Source organism: Cupriavidus sp. TMH.W2 (assembly GCF_050847365.1).
GTDB lineage: Bacteria > Pseudomonadota > Gammaproteobacteria > Burkholderiales > Burkholderiaceae > Cupriavidus.
In genome coordinates this window covers 2,361,482-2,375,414 of record NZ_CP193793.1, presented here as the reverse complement: position 1 = coordinate 2,375,414, position 13,933 = coordinate 2,361,482, and the positions used below count along the sequence as shown (strand labels likewise).

Annotated in this window: 7 protein-coding genes; all 7 read left to right on the top strand. The window is 69.4% G+C overall.

Annotation, left to right across the window (positions count from 1 at the left end; translation table 11 throughout):
* The first annotated feature begins 617 nt into the window (after positions 1–617).
* The 7 genes from ACREYQ_RS28125 (at position 618) to pelG (ending at position 13,665) form a co-directional block, all read left to right on the top strand.
* Complete coding sequence (locus ACREYQ_RS28125; protein ID WP_432261242.1) at positions 618–3,527, top strand: bifunctional glycoside hydrolase 114/ polysaccharide deacetylase family protein; 2,910 nt, start codon at positions 618–620, stop codon at positions 3,525–3,527.
* Positions 3,490–7,581, top strand: coding sequence for a tetratricopeptide repeat protein (locus ACREYQ_RS28120; RefSeq protein ID WP_432261241.1), 4,092 nt, complete (start codon positions 3,490–3,492; stop codon positions 7,579–7,581). Before ACREYQ_RS28125 ends, ACREYQ_RS28120 begins: the two co-directional genes overlap by 38 nt.
* A 68-nt stretch (positions 7,582–7,649) precedes the next feature.
* Positions 7,650–8,216, top strand: a complete 567-nt coding sequence (locus tag ACREYQ_RS28115) for a penicillin-binding protein activator LpoB (protein ID WP_432261240.1) — start codon at positions 7,650–7,652, stop codon at positions 8,214–8,216.
* 65 nt (positions 8,217–8,281) lie between these two features.
* The gene (locus ACREYQ_RS28110) at positions 8,282–9,721 is read left to right on the top strand and encodes a PelD GGDEF domain-containing protein (protein ID WP_432261239.1); all 1,440 of its coding nucleotides are present in this window, start codon (positions 8,282–8,284) and stop codon (positions 9,719–9,721) included.
* Positions 9,714–10,700 (top strand): tetratricopeptide repeat protein, encoded by a 987-nt coding sequence (locus tag ACREYQ_RS28105; protein WP_432261238.1) that lies wholly within the window; start codon positions 9,714–9,716, stop codon positions 10,698–10,700. The genes ACREYQ_RS28110 and ACREYQ_RS28105 overlap by 8 nt, the downstream gene beginning before the upstream one ends.
* Positions 10,697–12,292: a GT4 family glycosyltransferase PelF gene (gene pelF, locus ACREYQ_RS28100; protein WP_432261237.1), complete on the top strand. Its 1,596-nt coding sequence runs from the start codon at positions 10,697–10,699 to the stop codon at positions 12,290–12,292. The genes ACREYQ_RS28105 and pelF overlap by 4 nt, the downstream gene beginning before the upstream one ends.
* Before the next feature lie 2 nt (positions 12,293–12,294).
* Complete coding sequence (gene pelG, locus ACREYQ_RS28095) at positions 12,295–13,665, top strand: exopolysaccharide Pel transporter PelG (RefSeq protein ID WP_432261236.1); 1,371 nt, start codon at positions 12,295–12,297, stop codon at positions 13,663–13,665.
* Positions 13,666–13,933: the final 268 nt, after the last annotated feature.

Here is a 13,933-nt window from a genome sequence, read left to right as displayed (position 1 = left end):
CTTTTTTACAAATTCTTACGGCACCCAGGACGTACCGCGTTCGGGGGAAGCGAGCGTCGCCCGGATATATCATTATGCGAATAAAGGCCAAGCCAGTGGCGGCGCGCTCCAGAGGCACGGGCATGCATGAGCCAGCCAACTGTATGCGAGGCCATACATAAGAGATTGGAACGGGGAAACTTCATGGTGTTTCAAACTTAGCTGTCTGGCTGGTTGCGGACCGCATCACGACCCGTCGCGCACGGGTATCTGGATCTGTTCCCAAGCTGTCTGCTGTCCCACCGCAGCCTGTCACAGGCCGCGGGTTGGCGTTTGCCTGCGCCCGCGCTATCGACGCGGGAGGGCGGGCAGGGCGGCTGACCGGCTTCAACGCGCGGGCCGGCTTAATGTCTGGTTTTGGGAACAATTGTTGACAATGTGATCCAGGCGTCTGCTCTAGCATGCGTTTGCCGGATACCATCGGACTTTTCCGATTTTTGACGTCCAGATGCGGACACAAGGCGGCAACGACCGCCTCAGCAAATGTCGCGTGTGAGGCACTATCCCGCATGTGCAGATAAAGAGGAACCAAGCCTGTGAATCAGCTGGGCGAAACACGAGGGAGCCGGGGCGGCCCCATGCCGTTCCGGTCGGGGCGGGTAGTGGCATGGTTGCGGCGGCAGGCGCAGCGCGTTGCGCTGGCCCTGGCGGCGGCGGGGGCCGCCGTGGCGCAGCCGGTGCCGGCCGTGGCGCCGCAAGCGCCAGTCATGCCGTCGATCGCCTTGCATTATGGCGCAACGCCGCCCGTCGACGCGCTGCAGGCCTTCGACATCGCCGTGGTCGAGCCCGACAGCGGCTTCGACCCGCGCCGGGCCGCGACGCCGGCCACCGCGTGGTTTGCCTATGTCAGCGTGGGCGAGGTGCTGGAGAGCCGCCCCTACTTCAAGGACATCCCCAAGGCCTGGTTCGCCGGGCGCAATGACGCCTGGAACGCCCCGGTCATCGACCAGGCCGCCGACGGCTGGCCCGCCTTCTATGTCGACAAGGTGATCGCGCCGCTGTGGGAGCGGGGCTTCCGCGGGTTTTTCCTCGATACCCTGGATTCCTACCAGCTCGCCGCCAGGACCGACGCCGAACGCGCGCGGCAGGAAGCCGGCCTGGTGCGCGTGATCCGCGCCATCAAGGCGCGCTACCCTGACGCCCGCCTGATCTTCAACCGCGGCTTCGAGATCCTGCCGCAGGCGCACGGCCTGGCATATGCCGTGGCCTTCGAGTCGCTGTTCCACGGCTGGAACCAGGCCCAGGGCCGCTATGTCGACGTGCCGCAGGCCGACCGCGACTGGCTGCTGGCGCAGGCGCGCACCATCGGCGAGCAGTACCGGCTGCCGGTGCTCTCCATCGACTACTGCCCGCCGGCGGACCGCCGCTGCGCGCGCGAGACCGCCCAGCGCATCCGCGCGCTGGGCATCACGCCCTACGTGGCCGACCCCGGCCTGCAGACGGTCGGCATCGGCAAGGTGGAGGTGCTGCCCCGGCGCGTGCTGGTGGTGCAGGAGCGCCGTCCCGGGGTGTCGATCGACGATTCCGAGGGCGTGCGCTTTGTCTCGATGCCCCTCAATTACCTTGGCTATCGCGTGGATTTCGCCGAGACCAGCGACGACCTGCCCGAGATCGGGCCGGACCGCTACGCCGGCGTGGTGGTGTACCTGTCGGGCAATGTCACGGCGCAGCCGGGACGCTTCCATGCCTGGGTGCAGGCGCGCATGGCGCAGGGCATGCCGGTGGTGTTCCTGAACGACTTCGGCGCCAATGTGAGCGGCGCGGTGGCGCGCAGCTTCGGCCTGAAGGCCGTCAAGGGCCGCGTGTCGGGCCCGGTAGAGGTGCTGGCCAGGGACCGGATGATGGGCTTCGAGATGCCGGTGGCGCCCGACCGCACCCAGGCCGAGGCGATCCAGGTGCCCGACAGCGATGGCTACCGCTCGCTGCTGCGCCTGCGCTCGGGCACGCTGACCTATGATGCCGCGGCGATCACGCCTTGGGGCGGCTATGTGCTGGGGCCCTACGCGGTGCGCCAGAGCGGCACCGGCAACAGCCAGAGCCGCTGGGTGGTGCAGCCGCTAGACTTCCTGCGCGAGGCGCTGCGCCTGCCCGCCATGCCGGTGCCCGATGTCACCACCGAGAACGGCCGGCGCCTGCTGACCATCCATATCGACGGCGACGGCTTTGCCTCGCGCGCCGAGATTCCGGGCGGCGGCTTTTCCGGCGAGGTGCTGTTCCGCGAGATCTTCGACCGCTACCGGCTGCCGATGACCATGTCGGTGATCCAGGGCGAAGTCAGCCAGGACGGCATGTACCCGAAGCTCAGTCCCGAACTGGAGCCGATCGCGCGCAAAATCTTCGCGCAGCCCTATGTCGAGGTGGCCAGCCATACGTTCTCGCACCCGTTCGAATGGGCGCGCACGGTGCCGGGCCAGCCGGCGCAATCGGCGCAATCGGGCGGCACGGCCGTGATCGAGGGCGACGAGACCTTCCACCTGAGCATTCCCGGCTACAGCATGGACCTGAACCGCGAGATCGGCGGCTCCATCGACTACATCAACCGCACGCTCGCGCCGCCCGCCAAGCCGGTCAGCCTGCTGCTGTGGTCGGGCGACTGCCAGCCGCCGGCCGAAGCGCTGCGGCTGACCGACAAGGCGCGCGTGCTCAACATGAACGGCGGCGATACGCTGATCACGCGCAGCAACCCGAGCTGGACCGCGATAGCGCCGCTGGGCATCAACAAGCCCGGCGGCACCTTCCAGGTGTTTGCGCCCAACCAGAACGAGAACGTCTACACCAATCTCTGGCACGGCCCGTTCTATGGCTTCGAGCGCGTGATCGAGACCTACGAGCTGACCGACAAGCCCTATCGCTTCAAGCCGGTCAACATCTACTACCATAGCTATTCGGGCACCAAGGCCGCGTCGCTGAAGGCGCTGCGCAAGGTCTATGACTACGTGCTGACGCAGCCGCTGCTGCCGCTGCATTCGACCGACTACGTGCGCAAGGTGCTCGACTGGCAGGACATGGCGGTGGCGCGCGAGGTGGGCGACGGCCGCCAGGGCAGCGCCGGAGCCGAATGGGTCGTGCGCGGCGACGGCAACCTGCGCAATCTGCGCTGGAGCGGCGCGGGCGTGCCCGACGTTGCCGCCGCGCACGGCGTGACCGGCACCTCCCCGGCGCCGGGCGGCGGCGTCTACCTGCACCTGGACGGCGGCGACGCGCGCTTCGCCGTGCGCGACGCAGTCACCGCCCCGGCCGCGCCGCAGCTGGCCGAAGCCAGCGGCATCGTGCGCGACTGGTCGCAGCGCGATGGCGTCACCCGTTTTGCCTTCGGCGGCTACTACAAGCCATTCTTCCGCCTTGCCAATGCCGGCAACTGCCGCGTCAGCGTCGATGGCAAGCCCGTACCGGCCGTGCGCGAGCGCAATACGCTGCGCGTGGATGCCGCACCCGTCACCGACCCGAATCATGTCAGGCAACAAGTCGAAGTCCGCTGCGCCGGTTGAGCGCGAGCGGCTGCTGCCGCCGACGCTGGTGCTGACCTTCACCGCGATGGTGGGGATCGGCCTGGCGCTGATGTTCCCGCGCGAAACCCTGCGTGAACGCCTGCTTGGCCAGGGCCGCACCATCGACGGGCTGACCATGGCCTATCTGGAAGCGTGGTGGAAGGTTACGCCCGACGATCCCGCCTTCATGGGCGTGCTGGCCGAACAATACGCGCGCACCGGCCGGCTGGAAGAGGCGCAGGCCATGCTGGCGCGCATGCAGGCGGTGCAGGGCACCGACTTGTCGGGGCAGATCTTGCGCACGCGCATCGAGATCGCGCAGCAGCGCGCCTGGGCCGCGCTGCCGGATACGCCTGAGCGCGAGCAAAACCTGGTGCAGCTGCGCAGCCTGCTGGACCAGGCCGCCGCGCGCCACTGGGGGCTGGCCGACCTGCAGTCGCTGGCCACGCAGGCACGCCAGGCCGGCGCCCAGGAAGCCATGCGCAAGTTCTATACGGCGCTGGCCAGCCAGGACCGCAGCAATGCGGCCTTCTGGAACCGCCAGTTGGCCGAGATGGCGATCGCGGGCGGCGACTACCGCGACGCCGCCAACGCCTTGTTTGCGCAGCAGGCGGCCGCCACCACGCTGGCCGAACAGCGCGCGCTGTTCCTGAAGGCGGTGCAGACGCTGCAGTCGGGCAACCTGCTGGACGAGGCGCTGGCGCAGGCCGAGCGCCACGGCGGCAAGCTGCTGGACGATCCGGAAGTGCTGCGCTACCTGACGAAACTGGCGCTGGCGGCCAACCGGCCGGAGCAGGCCAGCCGCTATGTCGAACGGTTGCTGAAGTTTTCGGCACGCCTGCGCGACGCCGGCGACGCCAGGGATGCGGCGCTCGCCGCACGCCAGGCCGAGGTGCGGCGCATTGCCGCAAGCCAGCCGTCGGCCGGCCGCGGCTTTGTCTTCCTCGACGGGCCGCGCGGCCTGGCCTTGCGCGAAGCGCTGGCCGCTTGCGGCCAGCTCGGTACACGCAAGGTTGCGGCGCCAGGCGCTGCGCCCGCGCCTGCACCGGCGGAGCCGGCCGACAAGCCGTTCAACGCCGACGACTACGACCTGGCCTATCGCGTCTTTCTGTCGGCCGGCAAGCTCGACCAGGCGCAGCGCGTGGCCGAGATCGCGGTGCGCCGGCTGCCGGGCGAGGCGATCTGGCGCGAACGGCTGGCGCAGGTGGCGGAATGGAACCGCCAGCCCGCCATAGCGCTGAAGAGCTGGCTCGACTATGCCCGCGCCACCAACGACGAGCGGGCGTGGGAAGCGGTGATGCGGCTCGCCCCGGGCCTGTCCGACGATCGTGCCTACCTGGCCGCGCTGCGCCACCGCGCGGGCGGCTCGGACCTGAAGACGGTGGACGAGGTGGTGGCCGCCTACGAACGCCTGGGCGAGCCGGAAGAGGCCATGCGCTTTCTCGAAGGCCTGAGCCACGGCCCCAGGGCGCGCGAGATCATGGAGCGCCACGCCGCGCTGGCCGAGCGCGCCGGCAAGGACGAGCGCGCGTTCCAGCTCTATGCGCAGCTGCAGCAGCGCTTCGGCCCGCGCCCGGCCTATGCGCTCAAGCTGGCCAACCTGCTCTATGTGCGCGGCAAGCTGACCCAGGCACTGGATGCCATGCTGCCGGCGCGCGCCACGGCGGGCAAGGGCGACATCCTCTACTGGCGCACCTTTACCGAACTGGCCCGGCTGAACCAGCGCGATGACCTGCTCAAGGACGGCTATCGGCAACTGATGCTGGCGGCGGCGCAGACGCAGGACGAACACTGCCTGCAACTGCCGGCGGGGCCGGCGCGCAACGACTGCGTGGACGAAGTCCGTGACACGCAGGAGGCGGATTTCTCCAACCTGATCGCCTACTACGACAAGACCCCGATCGATGCCGGCCGCATTGCCGAGGCCGACTGGCGCCGCAGCGCCAGTCCCCGTTCGCTGGAGCTGGCGCTGTACTACTACACGCGTGCGCATGCCTACCGGCGCATCGAAGGACTGCTGCAGGACATGACGCCCGGGCAGCGCCACGCGGCCACGCAGTCAAGCCGCTTCCTGATGCGGCGCGCCGAGTATTACCGCGTGTCGGGCCAGCGCGACCAGGCCCTGGCCGACCTGCGCCGCGCCGCGGGCCTGCGCGACGCCGACAGCGAAACCCTGGCGGCGCTGTTGTGGACGCTGGTCGACCAGGGCAGCGATGCCGAAGTGCGCGCGGTGATGCGCCGCGTGCAGGACGACGCGGAAGACAACCCCGACCTGTGGGGCGCCTTTGCCGCCGGCCATATGCGTTTCCAGGACGGGCGCGCGGCCATGCACTACCTGCGCAAGCTCAACGGCGGCAAGAGCGCCGATCCGCTCTGGCTCAGCCTGATGGCCGACGCCTATGAAGCCATCGGCCAGACCGGAATGGCCTGGCGCACGCGCCGCCAGGCCTGGATCGACCTGCACCGCGGCTGGGCCGAGGGCGGTGAACGTTATGCAAGGCTGCGGGCCGACAACACCGACGGCGACGAGGAGTACGAGAACGACTCCGGCGCGCCGTCGCGCGTTGACTTGCGCCGCCAGACCGTGGCGCTGGGGCAGATCTTTGCCTCGGGCGATGTCTCGCGCGGACTGGTGATCCAGATGCTGCGCGCGGACCGTGCTGTCACGGCGGCGCGCGAACTGGCGCCGCCGGCGGCGGGCGCGGCGTCGCAGCTGGGCGACGTGGACGGGCTGCCGCCGCTGCGCGAGCCCGTGCCCGCGCAGGTCGCACGCAACGCGGCCCGGCGCGAGGCGGCGTTGTCGGCGGCCGGGCGCGATGCCGCGCTGGCGTGGGCGCTGTCGGCGGAATCCAATGAACTGGCGCGCGGCTGGCTGGCCCGCCAGTACGTCAACCGGCTGCAGCGCCCGGCGTATGCCGAGGTGGCGATCGCGCTGGACCAGCAAGACATGAACAGCCTGGACCGCATTCTGGAGCGCCGGGCCGGCCACGTGCCGGTGGCCAACCAGATCGAGGCCAACCAGCGCCTGGACCGCATCAGCGCCGCGCAGACGCTGGCCTTCGAGACCCAGGAACGGGCCCGCACCGACGACACGCTGCAGGAAACCCTGCAGGAAACGCTGCTTTTCAACGCCCAGGCGATCGAGCCGCGCGTGAGCTTCATGCACCAGGCGCCGCTGGAGTACACCGAAAGCAGCCTGGCCGGCGGCGCGCGGCTGTGGAACGGCTATGACCTGAACCTGCGCGGCACCTGGCGCGACCAGCGCAGCACGGACCCGCAGCAACTGGCGAACGTGCCGTCGTCCGACCGCCGCGCCGACCTGTCGCTGGGCTACCGCGACAGCAGCAGGCGCTGGCGCGCCACCGCAGGCTACCGCGAGGGGCTCGACACGATGGCGACGGCGCGCTTCTTCGGCGAGTGGAACCAGCAGGGCCGGCTGCAGTTCAGCACGCTGGCCGGGCTGAATCAGCCCGCGGACGAATCGGCGCCGCTGCGCGTGGGCGGGGCCAAGGACGTGCTGGGGCTGGGGGCGACCTGGCGCCTCAGCCTGCGCGAGTTCGTCGGCGCCCGCATCGAGTACAGCAGCTTCCGCGGGCAGGACCGCAGTGCGCTGGGGCATGGCATGGTCTACGACGTCGAGGCCGGATACAAGATCCGCACCGCGTATCCGGACTACACCGTCCGCGTGGTTGCCACGCATGCCAGCTACAGCGCCAACGGCGGCAGCCTGACGCCGCGCCTGGCGTCGCTGGTGCCGGCCGGCGACGAAGCCACGCCGGCGTTCTACATGCCGCAGGGCTTCACGCAGGCTGGCGTGCTGTTCGGCTTCGGCACCGAACTGCTGGACGAATACACGCGCAAGTGGCGGCCGTTCGGTGAAGTGGGGCTGATGCACGACACGCGCGCGCGGCAGAACTTCCGCGTGCAGGGCGGCGTGGCCGGGTCGGTATTCGGCAACGACCACCTGGCGCTGTATGTCTCGCACGAGACTGCGGCGCGCAATGGCGGGCGGCCGATGACGGAACTGGGATTACGCTACCGCTGGCTGTACTGAGCGGGCGGCGGCGAATGACAGGGATCGGGGCGCAACAGGATATGGAAACACCGCAAAAGGGGATGAAGATGCATAAGCAAAGCACGGGCATGACGGGCAAGACAGTGGCCAGGCGGCTGGCGGCATGGTGCGGCGCGCTGGGCGCGGCGCTGTGGCTGGCGGGCTGCGCGGTGACGGATGTCGGCCGCGCGCCGGCGCTGGCACGCGGCGAGACCATCGCGGTGCTGCCGATCGTGAACTACACCGAGACGCCGCAGGCCGGCCTGCGCGCCGAGGCCATTGCCGAGAGCCTGCTGAAGACTGGCGGCGTGGCCAGCCTCAAGCGCTATCCGGCCAGCCTGAACCCGGAAACGCTGTTCGAGCCCGCCGAGCGCGAGGCCGTGGGCCGCGCGCTGGAATGGGCGCGCGCCGAGAAGGCCCGCTATGCGCTGACCGGCGCGGTGCAGGAATGGCGCTACAAGGTGGGCGTGGACGGCGAGCCCGCGGTCGGCATCTCGCTGCAGTTGCTGGACGTGAACAGCGGTGAGGTGGTCTGGTCGGCCACCGGCAGCGACAGTGGCTGGAGCCGCGCCTCGCTGTCGGGCACCGCGCAGAAGCTGCTGCGCCGCCTGCTGGCGCCGCTGATGCAAGGCTGAGGTGGCTGGCAGCCATCGGGACGGCGCCCGCGCACAGGCGGCGATGACATGGTTGAAGCAAGGGGATGAGCGTGGCCAAGACGGCTGACAAGACATATCGCGCGCGGCAAGGGCAGGGCATCGGCCTGGGCGGGCGCTATGCCCGCCTGCTGGCGCCCGCGGTCACCGGGCGCGCGGCCGTGGTGGAACTGGTGGCGGCCATGCTGGCCGCGATGGGGCTGGCGTGGCTGGTGCTGCCGCAGAATCCGCTGCTGCTGGGCATGGGCTTTCCGTGGGCCTGGCTGCTGCCGCTGATCCTGGCGCTGCGCTATGGCACGCTGATCGGCGTGGGCAGCGTGCTGATGCTGCTGGGCGGCTGGCACTTCTACCAGCAGACCGGGGTGGTGACCGGCGCCTTTCCCCGCCTGTTTTTCCTGGGCGGGCTGCTGCTGGTGCTGGTGGCCGGGCAGTTCGGCGATATCTGGGGCACGCGCCTGGCCCGGGCCCGCGCCGTGAACCGCTACCTGGACGAGCGCCTGGCGGCCCTGACCAAGAACCACTACCTGCTGCGCATCTCGCACGCGCGGCTGGAGAACGACCTGCTGGCCCGGCCCACCACGCTGCGCGACACGCTGTCGCAGCTGCGCAGCGTGGCCCTGGACGAGGCCGCGCGCACCGGCCATGTGCTGGCCGGCGCGCCGCCGATGCTGCAGGTGGTGGCACAGGCCTGCCAACTGGAAGCGGCCGCGCTCTACGCCTGCGATGGCGAGTGCGTGGATGGCGCCCCGGCCGCCAGCATCGGCCCGTCCTTCACGCTCGACGCCGCCGACCCGCTGGTGCGCCACTGCCTGGACACGCGCCAGCTCGCGCACCTGCGCTCCGACGGCCTGCAGCACGGCGCGCAGACGCGCTACGTGGCGGTCGCCCCGGTGCTGGCCGGCTCCGATCACCTGATCGGCCTGCTGGTGGTCGAGCGCATGCCGTTCCTGTCGCTGACCTACGAAAACCTGCAGATGCTGATGGTGTTGCTGGGCTACTACGCCGACGGCGTTGAGCATGCCGGCGCCACCCGCACCATCCAGGCGGCGCTGCCGGCCTGCCCGTATCCGTTTGCGCTGGACTATGCACGGCTGTCGCGGCTGCGGCGCGAGACCGGCATTGAAAGCTCGGTGGTGGCGCTGGTGTTCGACACGGATCCGGAGCGCGATGCGCTGTTCGACCAGGTGGTGCGCAGCCGGCGCGCGCTGGACGTCGCGTGGCCGGTGGTCAACGCCCATCACCGCGCCATGCTGACGCTGATGCCGCTGTCCGATGCGCAGGCGGTCGCGGCCTACCTGGTGCGCATCGAAGACATGCTGCGCGCGCAGTTCGGCACCGACTTCACCAGTGCGGGCATCGGCGTCTACACGCTGGCGGTGCCGGGCGCCGGCTCGGAAGACGCGCTGGTCAAGCTGCTGCGGCGGGCCCAGGTGGATGGCGCGATTGCGCCGGCCACGCTGCCGGCCGGGGAAGCGCCCCATGTTTAAGCTCGGCGCGGGCGGGCTGGCTGCCCAGATCGCCGCGCTGGCGCTGCTGGCGCGCGCCGGCAGCAGCACCGCGCTGCTGCTGGCGTTCTTCGGCATGCAGGCAGTGGCCGCCGCGCTGACCGCGCTGCTGCTGTGGCGGCTGCTGCCGCGGCGCTTTCGCGTGCCGTTCGCGTGGAGCTATGGCTTCCTCGCGCTGTTCTGCTTCTTCGTGCCGCTGGGCGGCGCGCTGATGTGCCTGGGCAGCTACCTGTTTTCGAAACTGTTCCCGCGCCGCGCGGATACCAGCGGGATCGGCACCGTGGGCCTGCCCGAGTTCGTCACGCACCTGATGTCGCGCGTCACGCACGGCGGCGGCGCGCGGTTGCGCGCGCAGCTGGGCAATGCGCGCGCGCCCTTGCCGGAGCGCATGACCGCACTGGTGGCGATGCAGACGATGCCGGCGCGCACCGCCAGCCCGGTGCTGCGCGAACTGCTGGCCGACAGCGCCGAAGATATCCGGCTGCTGGCCTACGGCATGCTGGACGGCGCCGAGAAGCAGCTGACCCAGCAGATCCTGGCCGAGCTGCCAAGGCTGGAGAGCGCCTACAGCGCCAGCGAGCGCGCCGAGATCAGCAAGCGCCTGGCCGACCTGTACTGGGAACTGATCTACCAGAACCTGGTGCAGGGCGACGTTTACCGCTACACCGCCAGCCAGGTCGAGCGCTACGCCAGCGCGGCGCTGGGGCACGACGACAGCAATGCCTCGCTGTGGTACATGCGCGGGCGCCTGGCGCTGGCGCGCAACGCCCCGCGCGAGGCGCGCGCATGGCTGCAGCGCGCCGAATCCCTCGGCTTCGCGCGCGAGCGCGTGCTGCCGCACCTGGCCGAAGCCGCCTACCTGGAACGCGACTACGCCGCGGTGCGCCAGCTGATGGCATCGTTTGACAGCCCCTCGCCGCTCCCGCTGGTGCGGCCCCTGCTGCGGTACTGGCAATCATGAGTGATATCTTGGTAAAAGGGACGTCGGCCGACGTCATGCTGCTGCTAGAAGGCACCTTCCCGTATGTGAGCGGCGGCGTGTCGAGCTGGGTCAACCAGATGATCCGCGCGTTCCCGGACCTGCGCTTCGGCATTGTCTTCATCGGCAGCCGGCGCGAGGACTATGGCGACATGGCCTACCAGTTGCCGCCCAACGTGGCGCACCTGGAAACGCACTACCTCTATGACTTCCCGCCGCCGCCGCTGGTCCAGGGCCGGGCCGGCGATGCCAGGGCGTTCGACGCCTCGGACCGCCTGCACGAGCTGCTGCGCGACCCGGGCCGCGAGGCCGAGGCCGGCGCCATGATCCGCGAACTGATGCCGGCGCTGCGCGAGGGCGGGGCACTGGGCGAAGACGCCTTCCTGTACAGCCGCCGCGCCTGGCGGACCATCACCGAGCAATACCGGCGCTTCTGCACGGACCCGTCGTTCACGGACTATTTCTGGACCGTGCGCATCATGCACAAGCCGCTGTGGCAGTTGGTGCGGATTGCCGACAGCCTGATTCCGGCGCGCCTCTACCACACGGTCTCGACCGGCTATGCGGGCTTTCTCGGTGCGCTGCTGCGCCACCGCAACCAGCGCCCGCTGCTGGTGTCGGAACACGGCATCTACACCAAGGAACGCAAGATCGACCTGTTCCAGAGCCAGTGGATCCGCGACAACCGCAATGTGTTCGAGCGCGACATCTCCCAGATCAGCTATTTCCGCGAACTGTGGGTGCGCTTCTTTGAAACCATGGGCCGGGTCTGCTATGACGCCGGCGACGACATCGTGGCGTTGTACGAAGGCAACCGCCGCCGCCAGGTGCAGGACGGCGCCCCCGAGGCCCGCACGCGCAGCATCCCCAACGGCATCGACCTGCCGCGCCTGGCGCCGCTGCGCGCCCAACGCAAGCCGGGCGTGCCGCCGGTGCTGTGCCTGATCGGCCGGGTGGTGCCGATCAAGGACGTCAAGACCTTTATCCGCGCCATGCTGACGGTGGTGCGTGAATATCCCGACGCCGAAGGCTGGATCGCCGGCCCCGAGGACGAGGATCCCGACTACGCGCGCGAATGCCGCAGCCTGGCCGAAAGCCTGGGCCTGGGCCGGAAAGTGAAGTTCCTGGGCTTCCAGCGCATCGATGCGCTGCTGCCGCAGGTGGGCGTGCTGGTGCTGAGCTCGATCAGCGAGGCGCTGCCGCTGGTGGTGCTGGAAGGCTTTGCCGCCGGCGTGCCGTGCGTGACCACCGACGTGGGCTCGTGCCGCGAGCTGCTGTTCGGCCTGCCCGGCGAGGACGCCGCGCTGGGCCCGGCCGGCGCGGTGGTGCGCATTGCCGACCCCGCGGCGCTGGCCGCGGCGGCGCTCGGGCTGCTGCAGGACCCGGCGCGCTGGCAGGCGGCGCAGGCTGCCGGCGTGGCGCGCGTGGAGCGCTACTACACCCAGGACCGCATGGTGGGCAGCTACCGCGAACTGTATGAACGGCTGATGGCGCAACCTGACGGCGCCGGGCATGCCGGACAGGAACGGCAGGGCGGCAATCCCGCGCGCTGCCCGGTCCACGGAGGAGCCTGAGCATGGCTGGCATTGGATTCGAGCTGCGCAGGATGCTGCGGCGGGACAACCTGTCCGGCATGCTGAGCGCCTATGCGTATGCCGGCATCATCAGTTCCGGGCCGTGGATCTTGTCGATTGTCGGCATCCTGCTGATCGGCATGCTGAGCCTGCCCTTCGTGGTGCCGGGGTCGCTGATCACGCAGTTCCAGGTATCGGTGACCTACCTGATCGCGGGCAGCCTGATCCTGACCGGGCCGATGCAGCTGGCGTTCACACGCTTCACCTCCGACCGGCTGTTCGAGAAGCGCGACTACCTGATCCTGAGCAACTACCACGCGGTGGCGCTGTTGGCGACGGTGCTGTCGGGCGGCATCGGCGTGGCGTGCGCGGTGTGCAGCTTCGGCGAGCAGTCGGTGTTGTACCGGCTGCTGATGGTGGCGGGCTTCGTGGTGCTGAGCAATATCTGGATCGCCGCGATCTTCCTGTCGGGCATGAAGCAGTACAAGGCCATTGTGTGGACCTTCCTGCTGGGCTACGCGATCTCGGTCGGGGCCGCGCTGGCGCTGCGCCGCCACGGGCTGGAAGGGCTGCTGGGCGGCTTCACCGCTGGCCAGCTGTGCCTGCTGACCGGCATGGTGACGCTGATCTACCGCAACTACACCAGCCGCCAGTTCATGTCGTTCGAGGTGTTCGAGCGCCGCTACGCCTACCCCAGCCTGGTGGCGATCGGCCTGCTCTACAACCTGGGCATCTGGATCGACAAGTTCATGTTCTGGTACGCGCCCTCCACCGGGCAGCAGGTGATCGGGCCGCTGCATGCTTCGATCATCTACGACATCCCGGTGTTCCTGGCCTACCTGGCGATCATCCCCGGCATGGCGGTGTTCCTGGTGCGCATCGAGACCGATTTCGTCGAGTACTACGACGCGTTCTACAACGCGGTGCGCGGCGGCAGCTCGCTCGAGCATATCGAGGACATGCGCAACACCATGGTCCAGACCATCCGGCTGGGTTTGTACGAGATCGTCAAGGTGCAGGCCATCGCCGCGCTGCTGCTGTTCGCCGTGGGCGTGTGGGTGCTGCGGCTGCTGGGCATTTCCGAGCTGTACTTGCCGCTGCTGTACGTGGACGTGATCGGCGCCAGCCTGCAGGTGGTGCTGCTGGGGGTGCTCAATATCTACTTCTACCTGGACCGGCGCCGCGAGGTGCTGCTGCTGACCGCCGCCTTCGTGGTGCTGAACTTTGCGCTGACGCTGCTGACGCTGCACCTGGGGCCGGCCTGGTACGGCTACGGCTTTGCGGTGTCGCTGCTGGTGGTGGTGGCGCTGGCACTGTACCTGCTGGACCGCAAGCTGGACCGGCTGGAGTACGAGACCTACATGCTGCAATAGTTCGCCCCCGGCCTCCCGGGCGGCGCAATTGCCGCAAGGACGGCGCAGATCGGAAGCTGATCGCGCAAGGATCGGCGCAGTTGCGGCCGCTACCCCTCGTCGGGCAACTCGACGGAAGGGGCTGCGATTGGGTAACATTGCGCCAGCCGGCGGGCTTCGGCCTGGCCCGCCGGATCAGATCGACGGCCGCGCGCCCCTTCACGGGGGTGAATATGAAGAATGACTTGCCGGCCGAGCCGTCGATATGCCGTGGCAGTGACCGCAGTTG

Bases quoted from the DNA above. Each gene is read 5' to 3' on its own strand.
- ACREYQ_RS28115 (WP_432261240.1), top strand. From the start codon at position 7,650: ATGCATAAGCAAAGCACGGGCATGACGGGCAAGACAGTGGCCAGGCGG.
- ACREYQ_RS28110 (WP_432261239.1), top strand. From the start codon at position 8,282: ATGAGCGTGGCCAAGACGGCTGACAAGACATATCGCGCGCGGCAAGGG.
- ACREYQ_RS28120 (WP_432261241.1), top strand. From the start codon at position 3,490: ATGTCAGGCAACAAGTCGAAGTCCGCTGCGCCGGTTGAGCGCGAGCGG.
- ACREYQ_RS28105 (WP_432261238.1), top strand. From the start codon at position 9,714: ATGTTTAAGCTCGGCGCGGGCGGGCTGGCTGCCCAGATCGCCGCGCTG.
- pelF (WP_432261237.1), top strand. From the start codon at position 10,697: ATGAGTGATATCTTGGTAAAAGGGACGTCGGCCGACGTCATGCTGCTG.
- ACREYQ_RS28125 (WP_432261242.1), top strand. From the start codon at position 618: ATGCCGTTCCGGTCGGGGCGGGTAGTGGCATGGTTGCGGCGGCAGGCG.
- pelG (WP_432261236.1), top strand. From the start codon at position 12,295: ATGGCTGGCATTGGATTCGAGCTGCGCAGGATGCTGCGGCGGGACAAC.